Genomic DNA, 21112 nt, shown 5'->3' with positions numbered 1-21112 from the left:
TTCATTCTCTAACTTCGTCAAAACATAAGAGGTTGTTATGTCAGGTTTTATGTCTTCAACTACAGCCATGACCATCTGCAAGGTCAACTCCACCGTCAAATTTACCCTGGACGCCTTGAGGAATGATACCTTTACGCCCGACATTGATGCTGACGGCAGACGTCTCGGCTGGGTAGCGCTTGGCAATCCGCTGGATACCGATGGTTTTGAACTGGCTTCCGTAGATGGCCGCTATTCCGGCTTTTCCTTCCGGCTGGATACCCGTAAGGCATCCGGGGCCGTTATCCGGCTCCAGCTTGCCGACGCCGTGCGGGAAGAACGAGCTTCCGGCAAAAAGGTCGGGAACAAGCGCAAAAAGGAGCTGAAGGAGGCCATCACCGCCAAACTGACCGCCAGGGCGGAATTTGTGCCGTCCGTCATTGACTGCATCTGGGATGCGGAAAAAGGACGCCTGCTTATAGGCTCTAGTGCCGCTAAAGCGGTGCAGCCGGTGCTTGACCTGTTCAAGACCACGTTCGGCATGGACGCCGTACCCATCACGCCTGCGGGCGACATGCCGAGGCTCTTTGCCGCCATCCTGCACGGAGAAGGCTATCCGTGCGAAGGGTACACTCTGCATCCGATGGGGTCCGCCAGACTGTCCGCCCCCGAACAGGCTGAGGAAAAATCCGCTGTGGCCGTGCAGAACAGCCTGAATGCCGTGGCTCAGGCGCTTGAGGAAGGGATGGCTATTCAGAAGCTGCATCTGATGGCCACGTCCGCCAGCGAACCGGACTGGCAGGTGGATTTCATGCTGGATTCTTCCCTGGCTGTTTCCGGCCTGCGGTTTCCCAAGGCTGAAAAAGGTATGGAAGAGGATGGCACGTTCCTTCTGAATGCCGACATCTGCTCACGAGTGGCTGATATAGTGGAAGGGGTAGCTTTGGCGTAGTACGTTGCATAACGTAATTCGGAGCCGCAGGCGGAACTTGTACCTCCGACCTGCAGCTCTTTTTTGTCCACGGATTACAGACAAAAGCAATTCCGCGTACCGGTCTCAAACGGCAGAAAATACAGAGAGATACTGGCGTAATTGAAAAACTTTTACCACTGCCCCAAAGGCAATCGGCATGATGCTGAAAATACGGGGAATTATGCCCATGTATCTCATGAAAAAGTTTACAGAAAAAATTAGGTCCATAAGGCTAATTCCCCCTTATGGACCTTTCTAAAAAACACCAAACGATTACGCTACGGTGTAGATTCTCACATTGGGTTCGGAACTCCAGAGGGGTTTGAGTCCCTTGACCACATCGGCATTGAAGAGGTCGCTGCTCAAATAGGCCGCAGCATGTTCGGCGGAATCAAAGCCGTGGAGAACCTGCACATCCTCATCACGAATAAGCAGTTCCTTGGTGAGCGCACCTTCAATGGTGTCCAGAAAGGGTGCACGGTAGTCGGTATAGACCTTGGCTGCCGCTGGGCGATTGGTGTTGTCGATCTGCATGGTGATTTCGAGATAGGCTTTGACTTCCATGATAAAACTCCTATGATACTATAATGTTACCAACATTTCTTGCCGGATGAAAAAGAGAATATACGGTTACCGGCAAAAAAAAAGACGTCTGCAAATTTATGAGCTACTCATAAATTTCATAGTAACTTGCCGACAGCGACATGCCTGCATAGGATATGCCTACCCAACATTTCGACAGAATAAAGGACGAGGTATGTATCAAGCCAAATTGGAAAAGGATATCCGATGCCCGCTGGAATACGGGCTGGACGTATTTGGAGGAAGGTGGAAGTCACGCATCATCTGTGTGTTGGCGCATCAGGGTACCCTGCGCTACGGTATCTTGAAAGGGGAAATGACGAACATCACCGATGCTGTGCTTGCGCAAAATCTAAAGGAATTGATAGCCGACGGAATAGTAAGGCGTACATCATTCGACGAAATTCCGCCTCGCGTAGAGTACAATCTCACGGAAAAGGGGGAATCCGTCGTACCTATACTCCAGACTATTTGTCGCTGGTCAGGAGCCTATCATAGAGAAATCAGCGGACTGAGTATCGCTCAGTGCAGAAAATGCGACTACACGGCGGAAAAAAGGTCGTAGATATGGCAATAACATTTACGGAAGCAAAATGTTTTAGCCAGAAGGATGTGGAGTCCCTGTTCCTCTCCGTGGGCTGGATATCTGGTCATTACCCCCATCGCCTGTACAGGGCTTTGATGGGGTCCTCGACGGTGCTTACAGCATGGGATGGTCGGCTCCTGGTCGGTTTGATTCGAGTTCTGGATGACGGAGAAATGCTGGCATATATCCATTACGTTCTGGTGCGCCCTGAATATCAGGGGCAGGGAATAGCCGGGAGCATGCTGAATCGAGTAAAGAAAAAATATGAAAAGTATTTCTACCTTGAAGTCATGCCGGAGGAAAGCCGCAATGCCTCCTTTTATGAACGGCATGGTTTTGTCCAAATGCCGGATGCGGCAGCCCTGCAGATCGTCAACGGAGGAAAAAGGTAGCGTCCCGTAATATAAACACTTGCCTGACGGTTTGCCCATGAACATGCGGACGGAATGACCTTCTGCTCAAACGCCATACGCTGGCGGACCTCCGACGATAGAGGGGAAAGACTCCCTCTCTGCCGCATATCCCAAAAGCAGAGCGACCGGGGACTCCCCGGCCGCCCCGCTCTTTCATATTCCTGACGGCACATTCCGTGCCGTCCATCTTTTCATGGAGGTCCGCCCACGCTTCATGCCGTTCAATGCGTTCGGCATGTTTTCAATCCGGGCGCTTTCTGCCGCATCACGGCTGCGCAATCCATCCGCCATGTTTTTTGAAGTTCTTATACTCGTTCATGACAAAATTCAGATGCTCGAAAAAAACGACCCTGTCACTGCATCTGGCCGCAATCCGTTTCCTTCCTCTTTTCCTTATGGCGTCACATGCCTCCGGGTGGTCAATGACGCGGCAGATCGCTTCCAGTTGCCGCTCTTTTCCCTGTTTGGGAAAGGCCACCATCGTTTCCCCATGCCGGAGGAATTCATCCGCCCCGTCGGATACCGGCGTCATCAGCAGCGTTTCGCAGCTCATGGCTTCAAGCATCCCCTGCAACGGCGGGCTGGCATATTCGGGGAAAATATAAACGGTGCTGGAACACAAAAGGTGATGATACGTTGCGCCGTCGAGTCCTCCCGCCAGGAAAAGACGCCGGTGCAAATGCTCCGGCAGGGCATGGAGCGCCTGTTGCCATTGCCGCCTGACCGCCTCGTTTTCAAATGCGAACGCCGCCAGACAATGAGGGCGGCATTCGAGCAGGTCAAGCATGACCCGCATCAGCTCCTTTTGCGAATGTCCTGAGCCTTTCATGTGTCCTGTTATCAGCTCCCTGTCCGAGTCCGGAGGTTCATCGGGGAAGAACAGGGAAAGGTTCCGGGGAGCGGGATGAAAAAATTCCGTATCCACATGGGGCGGCCATACATGGACGAGCGGATGGAGCACGGGCGGAAAAGAGCTTTTCTGCATTTCCGAGCGCACGAAGTACAGGTTGCTCTGCGCGGCCATCGCCCTCTGGAAGTCCATGACGGCCTGGAAACGCCCGACATCGCCCCCTCTGCTCCTGAATCCGTTGAAATAGAAAATGATGAAGGCATGGGGGAAGATATGCCGGAGGAAAAGCGCGGGGCCGTCAAAAAGCGACGTATATATCATATCCGGCACGAACCCCGAATCCCGGATATGCAGCAGGGTCTGCATGGCCTGCTTTCCCAGGCTGAACATCTTTTCCCATTCGGAAACGAAGGCATCCCTGTTCCGGGGGATATGTTCGCGGTCCCTGTTGAGATTCAGGCGGGCATGAATAACCCCGGACGGCGCGTTTTCCTTCCTCGGATGGAAGGAAAGGAACATCACTTCATTGGCAGGGTCGGCAGCCAGGTCGGAAGGCATTCTGCCGAACCCGCCGGGGTAATTGGCGTTACAAAAGAGGATACGCATATACCCTCAACTCCGGTCGCATGAAAGATACATGAGATCATGGCGTTATCGTTCGACAGCCACGCCTGTCGAACGCATGATTGCCGTTTTTGCTTTTTGTCTGGCAGGTCAAAAAGAAGGTGCCGGTACCGTATTGCGATACCGGCACCTCGGTTGTTATCTGTTACCCGTTTGCGTTATTGAGGATGAAGCTCTGCACCTGAGCTTGCTCGTCTGTAGTCGAATCGTGTATGGGAGTAAGGTTTGTCTCCAGGGTAAGGTGCACGTCACCATCGTCGTATGTGTATGTATGCGTGGGGCCATCGTTCTCGCCTGCTTTCCATTTGTTCAAATCCAGGAAGAGCTTTTCTCCTTCATCAGAGGAGCCAAGAGTAATCCCGTATTCCTTCGCCAGTTGGTCGATATCGGTCAGGCTGAGCGCCTTATCACCGGTAATCAGCACTTCCACATTATTGACGATAGGGCCAGGGTGCTCATCGTTTCTGCCGCTCTCCTTAAGCAAATCGTCGAGAGACAGGTTTCCATCCGACACCATGAAGTCGATGCCCGAACCGCCGTCAATAAGGTAATCATTCTTGTCATAGGCGAGAATGTCATTGCCGGAACCACCGAAGAGATAATCCACCCCTTCGCCGCCATCGAGGTAGTCATTGCCGCCCATGCCGAAAAGGAGGTCATCCCCAACATCACCGAAAAGCCTGTCGTCGCCTTTGGAGGTGTCGTCAAGGTAGTGTTCAAGGCTGTCGAGGAAACGGTCAAGATCGCTCTTGCCGGACTCGTCGGGGCTGGAGGTAATATTCTCAATCCGCGTCGCGTAGTCAGGGTTTTCGCCTGATAGTTCAACACCAGCGTCCTCTAAAGCCTCATTCAGCTTCCCGGTATTCCCGATCAACGCTCCGTCGCCGAAGATGAGGTCATTCCCCTCGTTCCCGTACAGCAGGTCGTCTCCCTCTCCGCCGGCAATGGAATCATCCCCGACAGCGCCCGCTATGGCATCCGCATCGTCCGTGCCGGATACGGTTACAACGCCATCACCTGTCGTACCTGCCACGATGATGTTTATTTCCGAGGTAGTACCGTCTTTGTCCGTAGCTATGACAGGAATGGCTATCCCCTCAGGGGAGAGGTCATTATCAAACCAGTTGAGCTGCCATTCTCCCTTCTCGTTGATGCTGACCTGTCCATGCACAATTACAGTCTGCGTGTTTCCATTCTTCTCAACCGTAGTAAAGTCAATGGAAGTTTTATCACTATCATAGCGGACCTGCAGTTTTTCGCCATCTATCGAAATCGTTTCTTGGAAATCACCAAAAGCATAACCGGAAATACCGTCCGCGCTGGATGCCGTAACCGTACCGTCCAGGGTCCATTGCGGTGTATTGTTGTAGTCAATGGAAATGCTGTTGACCAGAAAGTCGGACTGCTTCCCCCACGGAATAATGTAAGCCGTCTGGAAACCTGACGAAACATAGAAGGTGTTATTGTCGCTTACACCGTTGTTGTCTGACTCGGCATCCCAGAAGAACATTCCGACCTGCTTGCCATTTTCATCCAGGAATACAACACACGCTTTCTCAATATCAGCGCCATGACCCCAGTCTTCATTATAAAAAGCATTGAGACCAATTGTTATGGAATAGGCTGTCTCGTCCAGAGTAATCTTAACGGCTTCGCTGACTGTATTGTTTTGGGCACCGTTTATTCCACCGATTTCTCCATCACCTTGATCTTCATTGTTTCCTCTATTACCGCTGAAGACACTGAGTCCACTTTCAGGAAAATCCTGTTCTTTGGCATAGGCTGTAGTAGACACAAAGGAAAGAAGCGGATTGTGCCCAGATGTTTCTTCTATGCTTGCAGGAGTACTACTATTATTTCCGTATCTATTGTCAGGCTGGTGAATCACATTTCCAAACGAATCTTTATAACTAACCGTCACAGCCTCAAGTTTTATGGCGTGTTCTTCTTGGGTTATCTCAATAGTTTTATGCCCGGTTTCTTTATGTCCATGATCCCAGACAATACCTTCACCGTCCTTGTCCCACTCTTTATAGCCATCCGGCGTCCAACTATCATGCCTTTGCGGGTTGTCCGCATTATTGGAGTCATCATTAAAATCAAGAATTACAGTATCTTTTTCAGCATCATTAGTTCGGAACTCCGACGTATATCCACTGAACACAACGGGGCCATCCTTGATGGTCAGGTTCAGCGCTGCTTCGGCACTGACTTTGTCGCCGTCATTGTCCTCCACGGTCAGCTTCACATTCACGCCGTTCAACGTCAGAGCGCCTTCATCATGCTTCAGCGTTCCCTTGCCGGTCATGTGCAGCGTCACATTGCCTTGTCCATCCACGGAAACCGTAAAAATCTCCGTATCGCTACTATCCCCGGCAGTACACCGAAGATCTCCGGTGTCGTCCACGGTCAGTATTGCATCGTACTCCTGTCCATTCACAATGGCTTTCAGGCCCTGCCCGGCATCTTTCTTCAGCGTGATCTCGTAGCTGCGGTTTGCTTCTCCGTCCGCTCCGGCATCTGAAGTAAACCAGTCGGTGACGTTTACCGTGGCGTCTTTCGCCATATCCGCTTCGTCAACTTCCAGAGATTCCCTGTCTCCTTCCGCGACAGTGACCGTCGGCATGTCGTCTCTGATGTTCACCTCCACAGTAATGCTGGAGGACGTGCCGTCCGCAAGAGACACCTTAAGGCTGCCGCTGAAACCGGTCGCAACTTCGGATTCGCCTTGGGTACCATGTTGTTCGCCTCTATACGCCTTCGTCTGCCAGAACGTCACATCGCCGATTTCATCGACATGCAGTTCACCATACTTCGTTCCATCAAGTGTCACGTCTACCTTCTGGTTCGTGTCCAGGGTTACACCTTCAGGAAGTTCAATCATCGTCACGGAAACTGCCGTACCAGTAAGCACGTTGGCATCGTCGCCGGTCACACTGGTCTTCTCTTCGCTCAGGTCGGTGCCTTCCACCGTGACCGTCACAGGATCAGCATTGCTCACCACGTCGCCGTCCGCGTCCGTCACCGTGAACTGGAAGGTATAGGTATCTTCGCTGCCGGAAACAGGAAGCGCGTAATGGAATTCACCCGTTTCCGCATCCAGCGTCACCTTCCTGTCGTTCACATTGAACGTCCAGGTCTTGCCGCCGTCAGTGCTGACGCCTGCAACCTTGCCACCGTTGTTCACGGAAAGCTCGATCTTCGCGTCTCCGCCGCTGTCCGCGCCGAAACTGAACTCCACCTTGCCGGTGATGCCTTGTCCGTATGTGCCGGAGAAACCGCCCACACTCAGCGTCGGCACGTCGTCAACAACGTTGACCTTCACGTCCACTTCAAAGGTATTGCCGTTGCCGTCCTGCACGGTCACCTTCACGATGTCCGCGCCTTGCGCCGTATTGGTTCCTTCACCGTTGCTGTGGGTAATGGCGTCACTGAGCGTGTATTCGAGCTTGCCGTCAACGACGCTGGCCGTGCCACGCTGCGCCCCGCCGTTCTCGCCCACAACGCCGATCACCGTAAAGCCTTCGGGCGCTGTCCAGGTGCTGGTCTCCGAAGCGTCGGCTTCGTTGTCAAGACCCTTTTCGTTCACCGTCAGGCTGCCCGTTTCATCATCAATGACAGGGGTCTGCGCTGGGGTCACTTCCACGTCGATGCTCGCGCTCCGGCTGTCGCCGTCCGCGTCCGTGATGGTAAAGGTAAAGCTGTCGCTACCTTCGGCGTTCGGATTCGCCGTGTAGCTGTACGAGCCGTCAGAGTTCACCGTCAGCGTGCCGTACTGTCCCGCCACAGTCACGCTTTCACCGGTCAGCGGGTAGCTCTTGCTCTCGCCCTCCGCCGCCGTGATGGTGAAGGTCTTTCCGTCGCCGTCGTCCGCGCCGAAGTCATAAGAAATCTGGCCCGTCACAACGTTGCTCGTCGCGCCGGAGACAACCGTGTCGATACCGTCCGTTACGGTCAGGGTCGGTACGTCGTCAACAACGTTGACCTTCACGTCCACTTCAAAGGTATTGCCGTTGCCGTCCTGCACGGTCACCTTCACGGTGTCCGCGCCTTGCGCCGTATTGGCTCCTTCACCGCTGCTGTGGGTAATGGCGTCACTGAGCGTGTATTCGAGCTTGCCGTCAACGACGCTGGCCGTGCCACGCTGCGCCCCGCCGTTCTCGCCCACAACGCCGATCACCGTAAAGCCTTCGGGCGCTGTCCAGGTGCTGGTCTCCGAAGCGTCGGCTTCGTTGTCAAGACCCTTTTCGTTCACCGTCAGGCTGCCCGTTTCATCATCAATGACAGGGGCCTGCGCCGGGGTCACTTCCACGTCGATGCTCGCGCTCCGGCTGTCGCCGTCCGCGTCCGTGATGGTAAAGGTAAAGCTGTCGCTGCCTTCGGCGTTCGGATTCGCCGTGTAGCTGTACGAGCCGTCAGAGTTCACCGTCAGCGTGCCGTACTGGCCCGCCACAGTCACGCTTTCACCGGTCAACGGGTAGCTCTTGCTCTCGCCGTTCGCCCCCGTGATGGTGAAGGTCTTTCCTTCGCCGTCGTCCGCGCCGAAGTCATAAGAAATCTGGCCCGTCACAACGTTGCTCGTCGCGCCGGAGACAACCGTGTCGATACCGTCCGTTACGGTCAGGGTCGGTACGTCGTCAACAACGTTGACCTTCACGTCCACTTCAAAGGTATTGCCGTTGCCGTCCTGCACGGTCACCTTCACGATGTCCGCGCCTTGCGCCGTATTGGTTCCTTCACCGTTGCTGTGGGTAATGGCGTCACTGAGCGTGTATTCGAGCTTGCCGTCAACGACGCTGGCCGTGCCACGCTGCGCCCCGCCGTTCTCGCCCACAACGCCGATCACCGTAAAGCCTTCGGGCGCTGTCCAGGTGCTGGTCTCCGAAGCGTCGGCTTCGTCATCAAGGCCCTTTTCGTTCACCGTCAGGCTGCCCGTTTCATCATCAATGACAGGGGGCTGCGCAGGGGTCACTTCCACGTTGATGCTCGCGCTCCGGCTGTCGCCGTCCGCGTCCGTGATGGTAAAGGTAAAGCTGTCGCTGCCTTCGGCGTTCGGATTCGCCGTGTAGCTGTACGAGCCGTCAGAGTTCACCGTCAGCGTGCCGTACTGGCCCGCCACACTCACGCTTTCACCGGTCAGCGGGTAGCTCTTGCTCTCGCCGTTCGCCCCCGTGATGGTGAAGGTCTTTCCGTCGCCGTCGTCCGCGCCGAAGTCATAAGAAATCTGGCCCGTCACAACGTTGCTCGTCGCGCCGGAGACAACCGTGTCGATACCGTCCGTTACGGTCAGGGTCGGTACGTCGTCAACAACGTTGACCTTCACGTCCACTTCAAAGGTATTGCCGTTGCCGTCCTGCACGGTCACCTTCACGATGTCCGCGCCTTGCGCCGTATTGGTTCCTTCACCGTTGCTGTGGGTAATGGCGTCACTGAGCGTGTATTCGAGCTTGCCGTCAACGACGCTGGCCGTGCCACGCTGCGCCCCGCCGTTCTCGCCCACAACGCCGATCACCGTAAAGCCTTCGGGCGCTGTCCAGGTGCTGGTCTCCGAAGCGTCGGCTTCGTCATCAAGGCCCTTTTCGTTCACCGTCAGGCTGCCCGTTTCATCATCAATGACAGGGGGCTGCGCAGGGGTCACTTCCACGTTGATGCTCGCGCTCCGGCTGTCGCCGTCCGCGTCCGTGATGGTAAAGGTAAAGCTGTCGCTGCCTTCGGCGTTCGGATTCGCCGTGTAGCTGTACGAGCCGTCAGAGTTCACCGTCAGCGTGCCGTACTGGCCCGCCACACTCACGCTTTCACCGGTCAGCGGGTAGCTCTTGCTCTCGCCCTCCGCCGCCGTGATGGTGAAGGTCTTTCCGTCGCCGTCGTCCGCGCCGAAGTCATAAGAAATCTGGCCCGTCACAACGTTGCTCGTCGCGCCGGAGACAACCGTGTCGATACCGTCCGTTACGGTCAGGGTCGGTACGTCGTCAACAACGTTGACCTTCACGTCCACTTCAAAGGTATTGCCGTTGCCGTCCTGCACGGTCACCTTCACGGTGTCCGCGCCTTGCGCCGTATTGGCTCCTTCACCGCTGCTGTGGGTAATGGCGTCACTGAGCGTGTATTCGAGCTTGCCGTCAACGACGCTGGCCGTGCCACGCTGCGCCCCGCCGTTCTCGTCCACAACGCCGATCACCGTAAAGCCTTCGGGCGCTGTCCAGGTGCTGGTCTCCGAAGCGTCGGCTTCGTTGTCAAGACCCTTTTCGTTCACCGTCAGGCTGCCCGTTTCATCATCAATGACAGGGGCCTGCGCCGGGGTCACTTCCACGTCGATGCTCGCGCTCCGGCTGTCGCCGTCCGCGTCCGTGATGGTAAAGGTAAAGCTGTCGCTGCCTTCGGCGTTCGGATTCGCCGTGTAGCTGTACGAGCCGTCAGAGTTCACCGTCAGCGTGCCGTACTGGCCCGCCACAGTCACGCTTTCACCGGTCAACGGGTAGCTCTTGCTCTCGCCGTTCGCCCCCGTGATAGTGAAGGTCTTTCCTTCGCCGTCGTCCGCGCCGAAGTCATAAGAAATCTGGCCCGTCACAACGTTGCTCGTCGCGCCGGAAACCACGGACTCGATTCCGTCACCAACAGTCAAAGCCGGTACGTCGTCAACGATCTCCAGCCTTACTTCGCCGCTGGCGCTGTCGCCGTCCGTATCGGTAACGGTAATGGTAAAATCATGGTAGAGCTGCTCGTCATTTCCGAGGCTCTTATCGTGAGTTGCCGCATCATCCAGAACAAAGACATAATCAAGGCGCCCGGTTGCTTCATCGAAAGCAAATTCAAAATGACCGCCGTCAACAGTAACGGGAGCGCCCGTCATCGCGCCGTTCTCAAAAATGGTAACGCCGCCAAAAACGATGGAAGCAACGCCATCGGGAGCGGTGATGAGCATATTTCCGAACGCTTCAGGGTGCGTTTCCGGAGTCCAGTCCTTTTCCGAGACACTGAGAAGACTATTCCCGATACCGATAGTACCGGGAGTGATGGTGACGGAAAAGTCGGCAACGGCGCTTTCGTCCGCGCCAAGGGCTTCCAGATCGTCAAACGGGATGTTGCTGTCCGTCCAGCCGATATCCAGCCCGCCAAGGCGGTCAAGGCCATCAAGAAGGTCCGCGCTTGTGTACTCATGATAACGGCTGCCGTTGCCCTGATCGCCTGCGTTCGCGGCAGGACCGGCAGCGGGCATCAGGTCGGGTTCATTCATGGCCGCGAAGAAATCCTGACCGGAAATCTCAACTCCCTCCACGGAGAAGGAAGGCATGTTCTCGCTGGAATAGGCCGTATAGAAATTTTCAAGCTGGAGACTGCTCCCGTCATCGAAGGTCAGGACAAGATTGTCTCCGGAGCGGGACAGCGTGGCGGCATCCGCAGGAAAATCAAAAACGAAACGAGCCTGCGGTTCACAAACGATATTCTGGGATATACCCGCAGCGGGCTTTACAAGGCGCACATCAGGCATGGTTATCTCCTGGCAAAAGAAGGGGCTGAAAAAAGAAAATGATTACAGCGCACAAAAGCCCTGCACCGGCGGTACACCGGACAGGGCTTATTCAGGCGGAGGAATGGAAGGAGGAGGATTACGCCAAAAGATAACGGTTATGAGAGAGAGAGAGAGAGAGAGCATAAAAAAAATCCTGCTATATCAATCGGTTACTCGCATTTGAAAGAAGGCGCGACACGCCTTTCCACACACAAGTTCCAATACCAGCAGGAACAATGCAGCCAAATACCAGTATGGCCGACTTGGTCAGAATAAACATTCTTTACGTTAAGTCAAGAAAAACGAAGGTTACGCCCGTGGCCCATCTGTCCCTGAGAAGGAACAGGGGAAATATTCTTTGGGAATATACGACGGCGCGCCCAAGGCATGAGCCTTGACCGCGCCGCTTTCGTTTTGTCTCATACCACTCGTAGGATTTCGATATGCCCTTTCCCATGTACACGGAACAAGAACCTTCTTCCATCTCTCATCATGGCACAATCTGTACAGAGAGCATACCCAGAGCAGAGGTACGGTGCGACTGGTGGCCAGCCTGTATAAAAAGCAATAACGAAATTTTCAAACGCATGCCGACCGTTAAGCAGAAAGCGTTGGCGTTGTTACTGTAGAAAATATGTTTTGATATGGAAAATCCATACATTACTCAACGTCAATTCGTTCAATTTTGAATATAACTGGCCTTGTACCATCGTTACAACAGGTAATCATCACTTTGTCATCATTTGTCCATCCATGCATAATTGCTCCACCTTGAAGTGCAGAATAAATATATCTGCTGATAGCATCCCATGCTTCAGAGCAGAAAGGAACTCCTTCAGTCCCACAATGCATTGTTCCTGGGGAGAGGAGCACTCCTTCATCGGGTTCGCCACTCTTAATCAAAGTTCCCGCACCCATATGCCAATAATCGTCACGTTCATTATTCCTATAAAACATGAATTCGTCGCCCGTGTGATAGCAGGGACACTTACCGCTATCGGGCACAGCACAATACTGGGCCTGTAACTCAGGAAATAACTTTTTGTCTAAAACCGTCACTTTTACTCTGTATTCCATAGCACGTTCCTCCTTTATCATTCATGTTTTCCAGGTTTGAAAATTGAATATATTTTCAATTCTCCCCACTATGCGCGTAACGCCCGACGAACCAGCGTTTCAAACACCACGATATGCTTTTGGAAATCAAAGCCGGGGTCGTCGGCAATCCGGGCTATCAGCCCATCGCCCAGGGCATACAGCCAGATGGACACGGCATTGAGGTCGAGCGAAGCGTCAATCTCTCCCGCAGCGGCAGCTTTTTCCAGCAATGTCGTAAAAAATCTGCGTGTTGCCCGTTCACTCGTCACAAAGGCATTTCTCATGTCGGGGTCGCGTGCCGCCACAGCCAGAACTTCCGCCCACAGCCGGTGGTCCATAGGAAAGCCGGAATTGCGGATGCACTCCGTCATGAACCAGATGATGCCGTCCAGGTAGGGGGTCTTCTCCGCCGCCTTCTGCGCCCTTTCGGCTCCAAGGCCATGCTCAATGGCTATCATGGCCTTGAACAGCTCGGCCTTGCTTTTGAAATGACCGTACAAGGCCCCTTTGCTCACTTCTGCCCGGTCTGCAATGTCCTGAACAGAACATCCGGAATACCCCTTTTCGGCAAAGCAGGCGGCTGCCGCCTTCAAAATCCTTTCCCGTGTCTGTGTTACCTGAAGGTCTCTTTTCATGGCCCTTCTTTCCAGTAAAATATATACCGACTGGTCGGTATATATTTTACCTGGTTTTTAGCGTCAAGCATTTTTATGCCACCGGGCAGCAAACTCTTGTGTCGGGGGTGCTGAGTTTTCAGAGACTCAGCCATTGCGGCTGGGAGACTATCGCTCTTCTACTCCGCACCGGATACCTGTACGGAGCAGTCAGACCTCCGTCGCTCTTGCGGCAAAGGTGCAACAAAAGGAAAAAAGGCTGACCTCAATATATCCGCATCTCTCTTATGCTGCGGCTTATGGTCAGGTTTTCCGAGCTGCCCCTGCAGAGCGGCCCGGAATTTCCACATGGTGCTGCAATCAAATCATGACAAACGAATCAGCCCGCGTTCAATATAACTTCTGACCGCTATCCTGATTGTTTCCACATTGGTGTACCTGGGGTAATATCCCAACAACTTCTGTTCCTTTTCCAAGGAAAAGAACCCGCTTCTTGTGATATGGAAATAGGTATCCTCGCATTCCTTTTCATCCCCAACATATTTGCACCACTCCTCCCAGGGCAGGAACCCTATCCTCGGTTCTTTATTAAAGAACTCATACATCATTTTTGCATATCCATATAACGTGATGGACCCGCCGCTTACGGCATCAAAGCTCTCTCCCAACGCCTGATTTCTATGGCTTATGGCCTTGAAAAAGCACTGAGCAACATCGTATCCATGTACATGGTGCAGCGTTTCCATGCCAAAGTTGGGCAGCATAATCTCTTCACCATCCGCAATTTTTTGGAACGGAACAGGAGTCTTGTTTGCCCAGGGGTTCATGATGGTCCAGCCGGGACCGGAGATTTGTCCCGGCATGATGATTGTTGCCGGAAAGCCCTCACTCCGGTACATCTCTTTTAGATACAGCTCTGAAGCAAACTTGTTCCTTCCATAGTCATCCAGAGGACTCTTTTTCAGGTCGTCCGGATTAAGAGGAAGGACTTCAGCCCGGCCGTGCGCCCAACAGGACGAGCAGAAAAGATAGTGGCAGCATCGCGTGTTTTTCAATGCCGATACCATTGATTTTGTGTCGTTGACATCAAAATTGATAAGGTCAATGACAATATCGGGATTCATCTTTGCAATTTTTTCAGCAAATTGAAAATCCTTTGTTCTATCAAGCTGAACAGAACGGACTTTTTCCCATGCCGGATTGTATTCGTAAGGTCGGGAAATACCCCGTGTAATATTTATGACATCATACCCTGCATCTATAAGCATTGGAACAAGATAGGTTCCAATATGACCACATCCGCCTGTTATGATGACTTTCATCTTACTCCCCTCTGTTTGTTATTGAAATACGTTCACACCAAGTTCTGTGGATTTATTGAACAACTCCGGTAACTCCTTATTTTCACCTTGCTTCTGTTCTCCAGATATACCGTAATAAAAACCTCTAAAAGCCCTTTTCTTCCGGTCAGAATCCACAAAAAATGCCGCCTGTAGAAAGGATACAGACGGCATATTTTGCTGAATATACAATTACATCAGCTTGGTATCGTCTTTTTTGAGCTGGTCAATAAACGCCTGCAACGATTCCGCATGGTATGCAGAAAGCGTCAGTTTCCGCAGAGCGTTTGAATCAGATGAATTCGCAATATAGGAAGTCACGGATTGGGGGAGCGTTCCAAAACGGGCTTCCAGCAGATCCCGCAAGACCAGTCCTATTCCCTTGACCTCACCTCTGGCCTCACCTCTGGCCTCACCTCTGGCCTCACCTCTGGCCTCGCCTCTGGCCTCGCCAATTATTACCCCTTGCCGAATGTATTCATCTTTCCACTGAGCTGCACGTTCTTCCAACATGGCGTCCACCTCCCGCAAATCCTGAAATTCGGGAATTTCTTCTGTTATTCCAGAGCGTTTAAGGACAACACGGCCTAACCATACTGTAAACGCCCGGCGTAAAGGCAGATATCCAGGCCCATGAAGCCGGGCTATCAGTTCCCTGACTATCTGCCGAACCTGTTCAGGCTCCTGCGCCCGCTCCAGTCTCAGGAGCTGCGCGGCCAGGCCCTTGCTTTTATCCAGTTCTTCTCCCGGCACTCGGCTTTCGTCCAGCAAAAAATGCCGATGTTGGGGACGATAATACTTCAAACTCTCCGGCATGGGAGCGAACAAGGTCGCCACTTCCTGAGGCGCTTTCCATGCCTTGCCTCCATTGTATATAACAATGGGGAACACCGGAGGCAACCCTTCGTTTTCACGTACCTTTCCCGTCTTGACGAGATCAAGCAGAAGCAGGGTCGTATAAGACAGCGTCCTCAGGGCCATCCAGTGGTCGGGCGTGCTCTGGAACTCCAGAAGCAACGCCACATAGCACCAGGAACCCTTTTTCCAGCCGACACGCCAGACGATATCGTCATGGCGTTCCCGCAGGTCGTCCGTCACATAACTGCCCGAACAGCGTTCAAGCGTCGAAAAATCCAGGTCGGCGATGAAATCAACAGACACGAAATCCCTCAACAATGATTCCACCATTTCGGGATTGCTGAAAAACTGCTTATACGCCGGATCATGCGGCATTCGTTCTTTTCCCATGTAAATATCCTATCCGAGTAATGCCTGATGAGCAAGATGCTGAACACATATTTTACCTGTTATTTCCTCATACTAGGTTTCACCTATTTCATTCGTATGCGCTGTTCCTTTTCCTCCTTCCCTTCAACCTTCCCCCATAGTTCCCGATACCGCGCATTCCGCTCCAAGTCCCTGTCTCCTGCCGGACCGAAGGCGTAATTCACCGTGCGCTCGGCATACCGTTGCCAGTTCCGCCCGGTCGGGGAGTCCCGAATGGTCGGGGCACAAATACGGATGGTTTCTTCCACATTCTCCCGGCTGTGGCCGTTGGAGCGCATCCGCAAGGCAATCATGGCGTCCACGCGGGAATAGTCCTCAATGGTCAAATGACGGCGGATATTTTCCAGATGGGCATAATAGGCCGCTGCCGGGTCGCCGGGCCGAAAGTCCGGCATCGGAAATGTCCGGCGCTCGGCCTTCCGTTTCTCGGCCTCCTCCGCGTACTCGTGGTCAATCCGTCTGGCCAGAGCAAGTGCTTTGCCGCACTCCCGGCGCTCCGCAAACAACAGCTTCACTTGCGGGAATGAGCCGTCTTCCCGCCGATGCTTCGGCTTGCGATTCTCGAAGCCGGGCGCACGATGCGGATGGATGCAGCCGCACAGTTTTTTGTCGCCGTACTCCCGATTCAGGCGTTCCGTGATGCGGTTGCCCACGTCCCGGTCAAACTCCGTGCCCAGCTTGGGAATGGTCAAGAGACATTGGTAATTGCCCGGCGAGCTTTCCAACACCACGGCGGGCCGGAAGCCGTCTTCCTGCAAGCGTTTCAGACTGTCACGGCTCATGTCATCAATGAGGATATGATGCCGGTCATCTGATAGCGGCGTGTAGTAGATATTTTCGCCGCGCCGCTGGAAGCGCAGCATTTCCGGCATGTGCGCTTCCAGTTCGCCAGGGGAAAAGCCTCTGGTCATGCCGCCCTTCCTGTCGAGGATGAAGGTCTTTTTCCCTCCGTCCTCATCCATTTTTATGCAGGTTACACGATAGCGATCCGCGTTCACGGCAACGGCATATTTCCTGAAGTCTGTGATTTCCCGCATGACTTCCGCTCCTTTTTCCGGCCTTTGGACAGACGGCGGGGTGTGTCTCGCCTGTTCCCATGCCGCGCGGTGTCGCCAGCGGTCGGCCTGTTGGAACAGCCCCTGCGTTCGCAACCAGGTTTCAAAACGCGGCTTGCCGCCACGCGCCTTTTTCCGGCCTGAACGCAGAGAACGCCGTTCCGCTCGCTGCTGCGCCATCAGACAATGCCGGGCGATATTCAAAACAGGCAGACCGTAACGGGTCAGACGGGAGAGCGCCCTTTTTCGCTCGAACCTGTGCCGCTCCTTCATGTGGACAAGTCCGATACTCTCCCCTGCTCCGGCTTTTTTCGGCACTCCGATGAACTCTTTCTGATAGGCTTTCCATTCTTCGAGATTGACGGAACTCACCGGCTCAGGGGCAATCTTTCCCAGGTCTTCGGGGTACGCACCTTCCTCAAATTCCCCCAACCTTTTGCACAACTTTCCCATGCTGAAAGCTCGGTCTACGGAGGATGCCTTCACAGCGATTTCACCCACAAAGATGATGGCCCCGGAACCTTTTTTCTCGAAACGCAAACCGACTCCCGCCAGCTTCTCATGCAATTCGGCCCACGATTTCGCGTTTTTGATGATGCCGTGGCCGCGTTCCTGCGCGATGCGCTGGACGGATTTCTCGCCGGTGGCGTGTTCAAAATCCAGCGCGGCCTGCTTCGGTTTTATCTCGCGGGTCGTCCTTCTTCGCGCCAGTTCGCCATCTTCCAATACCGCGTACATAGAGTTTTCTTCACCGGCCCATCCCTGTTTGTGTTCAATGAACGCCACGATTTTATGCGCTTCCCGGATATCGAAACCTCTGTGCGGCTGCACAACTTTTCCGCTATCCGGGTTCATGCGATTGACCGCAATATGGAGATGATAATTGTCCGTATCATAGTGCAGGCCATAGACAGTCTGGTGTCCGGTCAAGCCCATCCTTTCAAGAAAAACATCCACCAATTCCTCCACCTGTTCTCTGGTGGGCTGTTCACTTTCCTGCCAGGAAAACATCCAGTGCTGTACCGGCATATTGCTGTGCGCGGACTCCCGCGCAAGGGCAATCATTTCCATTTTCTGACCGGTATGGGTCGCTGAAAGAAAACCTCTCCCGCCCGCGTATTCGATTTTCTCCTGCGGATTTCTGTTGTGGGGATAGCGGATGTAATCCACGAGGTCGCCTATCTGCCATACTTTGGGCTTTTCAGCCTTCGTATTCTTGATTTTCTTGACAATCATAATGACAACGCAGCGAAATTTTCTGGATGGCCCATGTCAGATTTCGCAGGGCTTCCTCCTGCCTTTCAAAGACATCCGGGGGAGCTTTGGCCTGCCGGAGCGTCTCAAAATTGTGCTTGAGCAACCCGCCGATACGCCTCAATTCTGCGATGGTGTTCAAATCCGTATGGGCGGCAATCCTGCCTCCGAAAAAACGCCGCCGCATGTATTCCGACAGGGACAGCCCGGCGATTTCCGCCTGCTCCGTGAGGCGCGTTTTTTCCTCAACGGTCACTCGAAGAGTGATCAGGATATTGGCGGCATACCTGCCGCCTCCCTTCGTGCCTTTTCTGCCTTTCATGCCTTTTGCCTTTGGAATGCGAGAAGCGAAGCGCCGAGCATTTCGGGAGTCCAGAGGGCGTAGCCTTCTGGCAGGATGGTAGTTGTGTATTACAACTACCATCCTGCCACGAAGAACCCGCCTCGTGCAGTGGCCAAATTGTATATATGAAGAAATTTTCCATATACTGGCGGCACTTTTCCACAAGGAGGAAATACTATGGCCAAAAACGCAACTATCCGCCCTCAACAAATAGAACGGGCAAGGAAACTGCTTCAGGATTTGCCGGAGAAAGAAGACAGAAAAACACGCCCGGAGGCGGCGGAACTACTGGAGAGGGATTTCAGAAAGGCGAAGGAGAAAGGCTACAACCCCAGAGAACTGAGCCAAATGCTCAAGAACGAGGGCATCATCATTCCCGCGTATCTCATAAAACGATTTTTTTCGGAGGACGAGAATGTTTCCGCTCCTCAGAAAAATGAGACGACACCTGTAAAAAAACACCCCACGGAAAAAGCATCTTTCATTGTCTCCGATACATCAAACGAGAATCTGTAACATGAACATGCCCATTTTTTATATTGGAATAAACAAAGGCATCGTCGGCAAGAATAAGCTGGCCTTCACCCTGATTGGCTATCTGCTCGATAATGGGAAACAGGCGCTTCTGCTGGAAAGCGATACCTCGAATCTCGATGTGTACAACAAAGAAAGTCACTCTCTGGTGCAGAGCCGTCTGGCGGAAAGCCAACCCCGAAAACAGCATATCCATACATGCTGGCATGGGGAGCCACGGCATCTTTTTCACTGCTGCCTTATGGAAGTTTCCTGCTGTGGGTCGGCTTCCGGTTCAGCTCAGGGCAGGTGCAGCCGCCCGCCCTGTTATGGATGCCTGCGGGAATCATTCTGGCTGCAATCTGCCTCTGCTGCGGAATTCTTTTCGAGATATTCGCCGCAAAAAAGTTCTCCGAAGCAAATCGGGACCGACGTAAATTCCTGCTGGTGGCAATCGCCTGTATCGTGCTGGGATGATGCTTCACCGCATTGACGCTGGTGTGATATTCTCCTCTTGTCCTCTGCATAAAAAAATGCCGTGCAATAAAATTCTTTACACGGCATTTTTCCTTATCAAGAGTGGAAATCATCAAAAACTTTCACGGTAAGAGCATATATGGAACCAGATTCAAAAATATTTTTTCTTTTTTCCCAATCAGTTCTATATTACTGAAATAAAAATCTTTCAACAGTGTGCAGCTTCGACAAATATATACAGTTCAATACAATAGGAGAAAAGTATGATGGAGTTCGTCCTTCTTTTCCCATGCGGAACCGGCGCAAACGCCCCAATGCGGCTCATACGAGATTGCCGTAGCTTTATGGTCCACCGTCAATCTTTTACCTGGAGAACGCCGCATGGTTCGCTGCCGTCCGTCAGTTTCCTCCACAAGCTCGCCGTCCTTGCCGGTCAAAAGGAACAGCGGGCAACCGGAGCGCGACACATTCAATCTTGATGGTTTTGTTTCATCCGTCTATCTGCCGTATATCCGGTTGCGCAAGCGGAGCTGGCGCGTGGATGAGCGCATTGCCCGACAACATCTGTCCCCGACCTTCGGAGCGCGGGAACTTGCCGACATACAACGCCACGAAGTGGAAGACTGGCTGCACGGACTGTCGTCCGGCGGTTTGGCTCCGGCCACCTGCAACCGTATTCTGGCGGTCTTCAAGACAATTTGCTCTCTGGCCGTAATGCGTGGTCTTCTGCTCACGGGGCAATCACCATGCGCGGGAGTCTCGCCCTTCAAAATCCACGCGCAGCGGGAACGCTACCTCTCGCGGGATGAGGCACAACGGCTCATGCGGGCGCTGGAAAAAAGCGACCGGCCGGAAGCCTTTGCCATCCGTCTGCTTCTGCTGACCGGGGCGCGCAAGAGCGAAGTCCTCAAGGCGCGCTGGGAACACGTCCGCCTGGATTTGCGGCTGCTCATCGTACCGCTGTCCAAGTCCGGCAAGCCTCGTCATATTCCGCTGTCCGACGAGGCCATAACAGTCATTCGCTCCATCCCGCGCCAGCAAGGGAACCCCTGGCTGTTCCCAGGCCATGCTCCGGGAAAGCCCCTCAGCGACCTCTATCTCTTCTGGAACAGTCTGCGCCGCAGCCTGGGGCTTACGAGTGTGCGCATCCACGATTTAAGGCACACCTTCGCCTCATTTCTGGTCAATGCCGGGCACTCTCTCTATGAAGTGCAAAAACTTCTGGGGCACAGCGATCCCAGAACCACCATGCGATACGCCCATCTGGAGCAGGCTTCCCTGGTGGCCGTCGCTGAAACGGTGAGTATTTTTCTTGCTCAATCCGGCAGGGAAAACACCGGAGAACACAAGGACGGGAATTTTATTCCTCGCCCGCATGGTGCCTACAAGAGGAACCGAGCAAGTCCTACAACACGATAGTAGATGGAGATAAAAGGCAAAAAATAAAAAATACGAAAAAGAAGACGCTGAATGAACTTGGTCGTTCCCGGTCGGAAACACTCTTCTTCGGGCACAAACCGAATGCTCATTGACAGAAACACTGTCGATGAATCTTGAGGTATCAATACATTTAACACCTCTAATTTGCAATATCATCCCTGAGGGAACTTTTAC

The 21112-nt window shown here is 53.4% G+C and carries 16 protein-coding genes; 7 read left to right on the top strand and 9 right to left on the bottom strand.

Annotated features, from left to right (window positions below):
- Positions 1-37 precede the first annotated feature (37 nt).
- The gene (gene rdgC / locus AC6I1V_RS18165; RefSeq protein ID WP_305734007.1) at positions 38-931 is read left to right on the top strand and encodes a recombination-associated protein RdgC; all 894 of its coding nucleotides are present in this window, start codon (positions 38-40) and stop codon (positions 929-931) included.
- 294 nt (positions 932-1225) lie between these two features.
- On the opposite strand, the gene AC6I1V_RS18160 is transcribed toward rdgC, so the two are convergent.
- Positions 1226-1516 carry a hypothetical protein gene (locus AC6I1V_RS18160; RefSeq protein WP_294621413.1) on the bottom strand — a complete coding sequence of 97 codons (291 nt, stop codon included), beginning with the start codon at positions 1514-1516 and terminating at the stop codon, positions 1226-1228.
- 193 nt (positions 1517-1709) lie between these two features.
- Here AC6I1V_RS18160 and AC6I1V_RS18155 point away from each other — a divergent pair, with 193 nt between their 5' ends.
- Positions 1710-2099 (top strand): winged helix-turn-helix transcriptional regulator, encoded by a 390-nt coding sequence (locus tag AC6I1V_RS18155; RefSeq protein ID WP_294621409.1) that lies wholly within the window; start codon positions 1710-1712, stop codon positions 2097-2099.
- Positions 2069-2512: a GNAT family N-acetyltransferase gene (locus AC6I1V_RS18150; RefSeq protein WP_497737337.1), complete on the top strand. Its 444-nt coding sequence runs from the start codon at positions 2069-2071 to the stop codon at positions 2510-2512. The genes AC6I1V_RS18155 and AC6I1V_RS18150 overlap by 31 nt, the downstream gene beginning before the upstream one ends.
- Before the next feature lie 286 nt (positions 2513-2798).
- Here the strand turns inward: AC6I1V_RS18150 and AC6I1V_RS18145 are convergent, their stop codons facing one another.
- Positions 2799-3989: a glycosyltransferase family protein gene (locus AC6I1V_RS18145; RefSeq protein ID WP_497737309.1), complete on the bottom strand. Its 1191-nt coding sequence runs from the start codon at positions 3987-3989 to the stop codon at positions 2799-2801.
- Positions 3990-4152: 163 nt separating this feature from the next.
- Positions 4153-11496, bottom strand: coding sequence for a cadherin-like domain-containing protein (locus AC6I1V_RS18140; protein ID WP_497737308.1), 7344 nt, complete (start codon positions 11494-11496; stop codon positions 4153-4155).
- Here AC6I1V_RS18140 and AC6I1V_RS18135 point away from each other — a divergent pair.
- The gene (locus tag AC6I1V_RS18135; RefSeq protein ID WP_497737307.1) at positions 11495-11701 is read left to right on the top strand and encodes a hypothetical protein; all 207 of its coding nucleotides are present in this window, start codon (positions 11495-11497) and stop codon (positions 11699-11701) included. The genes AC6I1V_RS18140 and AC6I1V_RS18135 overlap by 2 nt on opposite strands.
- A 476-nt stretch (positions 11702-12177) precedes the next feature.
- On the opposite strand, the gene AC6I1V_RS18130 is transcribed toward AC6I1V_RS18135, so the two are convergent.
- From AC6I1V_RS18130 to AC6I1V_RS18105, 6 genes are all read right to left on the bottom strand, one after another.
- Positions 12178-12594, bottom strand: a complete 417-nt coding sequence (locus AC6I1V_RS18130) for a TIGR04076 family protein (protein ID WP_294621390.1) — start codon at positions 12592-12594, stop codon at positions 12178-12180.
- A gap of 68 nt (positions 12595-12662) precedes the next feature.
- The gene (locus AC6I1V_RS18125) at positions 12663-13250 is read right to left on the bottom strand and encodes a TetR/AcrR family transcriptional regulator (protein ID WP_294621384.1); all 588 of its coding nucleotides are present in this window, start codon (positions 13248-13250) and stop codon (positions 12663-12665) included.
- 344 nt (positions 13251-13594) lie between these two features.
- Positions 13595-14551: an NAD-dependent epimerase/dehydratase family protein gene (locus AC6I1V_RS18120; protein WP_294621377.1), complete on the bottom strand. Its 957-nt coding sequence runs from the start codon at positions 14549-14551 to the stop codon at positions 13595-13597.
- 210 nt (positions 14552-14761) lie between these two features.
- A complete protein-coding gene (locus AC6I1V_RS18115; RefSeq protein ID WP_300746807.1) occupies positions 14762-15817 on the bottom strand; it encodes an Rpn family recombination-promoting nuclease/putative transposase in 1056 nt (351 codons plus the stop codon).
- Positions 15818-15900: 83 nt separating this feature from the next.
- Positions 15901-18147, bottom strand: coding sequence for a DNA-primase RepB domain-containing protein (locus AC6I1V_RS18110; RefSeq protein WP_294621364.1), 2247 nt, complete (start codon positions 18145-18147; stop codon positions 15901-15903).
- Positions 18113-18487, bottom strand: a complete 375-nt coding sequence (locus AC6I1V_RS18105) for a plasmid mobilization protein (protein ID WP_294621360.1) — start codon at positions 18485-18487, stop codon at positions 18113-18115. Before AC6I1V_RS18105 ends, AC6I1V_RS18110 begins: the two co-directional genes overlap by 35 nt.
- A 198-nt stretch (positions 18488-18685) precedes the next feature.
- Here AC6I1V_RS18105 and AC6I1V_RS18100 point away from each other — a divergent pair, with 198 nt between their 5' ends.
- From AC6I1V_RS18100 to AC6I1V_RS18090, 3 genes are all read left to right on the top strand, one after another.
- The gene (locus tag AC6I1V_RS18100) at positions 18686-19024 is read left to right on the top strand and encodes a hypothetical protein (RefSeq protein WP_294621353.1); all 339 of its coding nucleotides are present in this window, start codon (positions 18686-18688) and stop codon (positions 19022-19024) included.
- A gap of 1 nt (position 19025) precedes the next feature.
- Positions 19026-19514: a hypothetical protein gene (locus AC6I1V_RS18095; RefSeq protein ID WP_294621347.1), complete on the top strand. Its 489-nt coding sequence runs from the start codon at positions 19026-19028 to the stop codon at positions 19512-19514.
- Between the two features lie 365 nt (positions 19515-19879).
- Positions 19880-20917, top strand: a complete 1038-nt coding sequence (locus AC6I1V_RS18090) for a tyrosine-type recombinase/integrase (RefSeq protein WP_300778041.1) — start codon at positions 19880-19882, stop codon at positions 20915-20917.
- Positions 20918-21112: the final 195 nt, after the last annotated feature.

The organism is Bilophila sp. T19-St14 (genome assembly GCF_059728385.1).
Note: the sequence above shows the minus strand (reverse complement) of the source record. Positions and strands in the feature narration are given on the sequence as shown.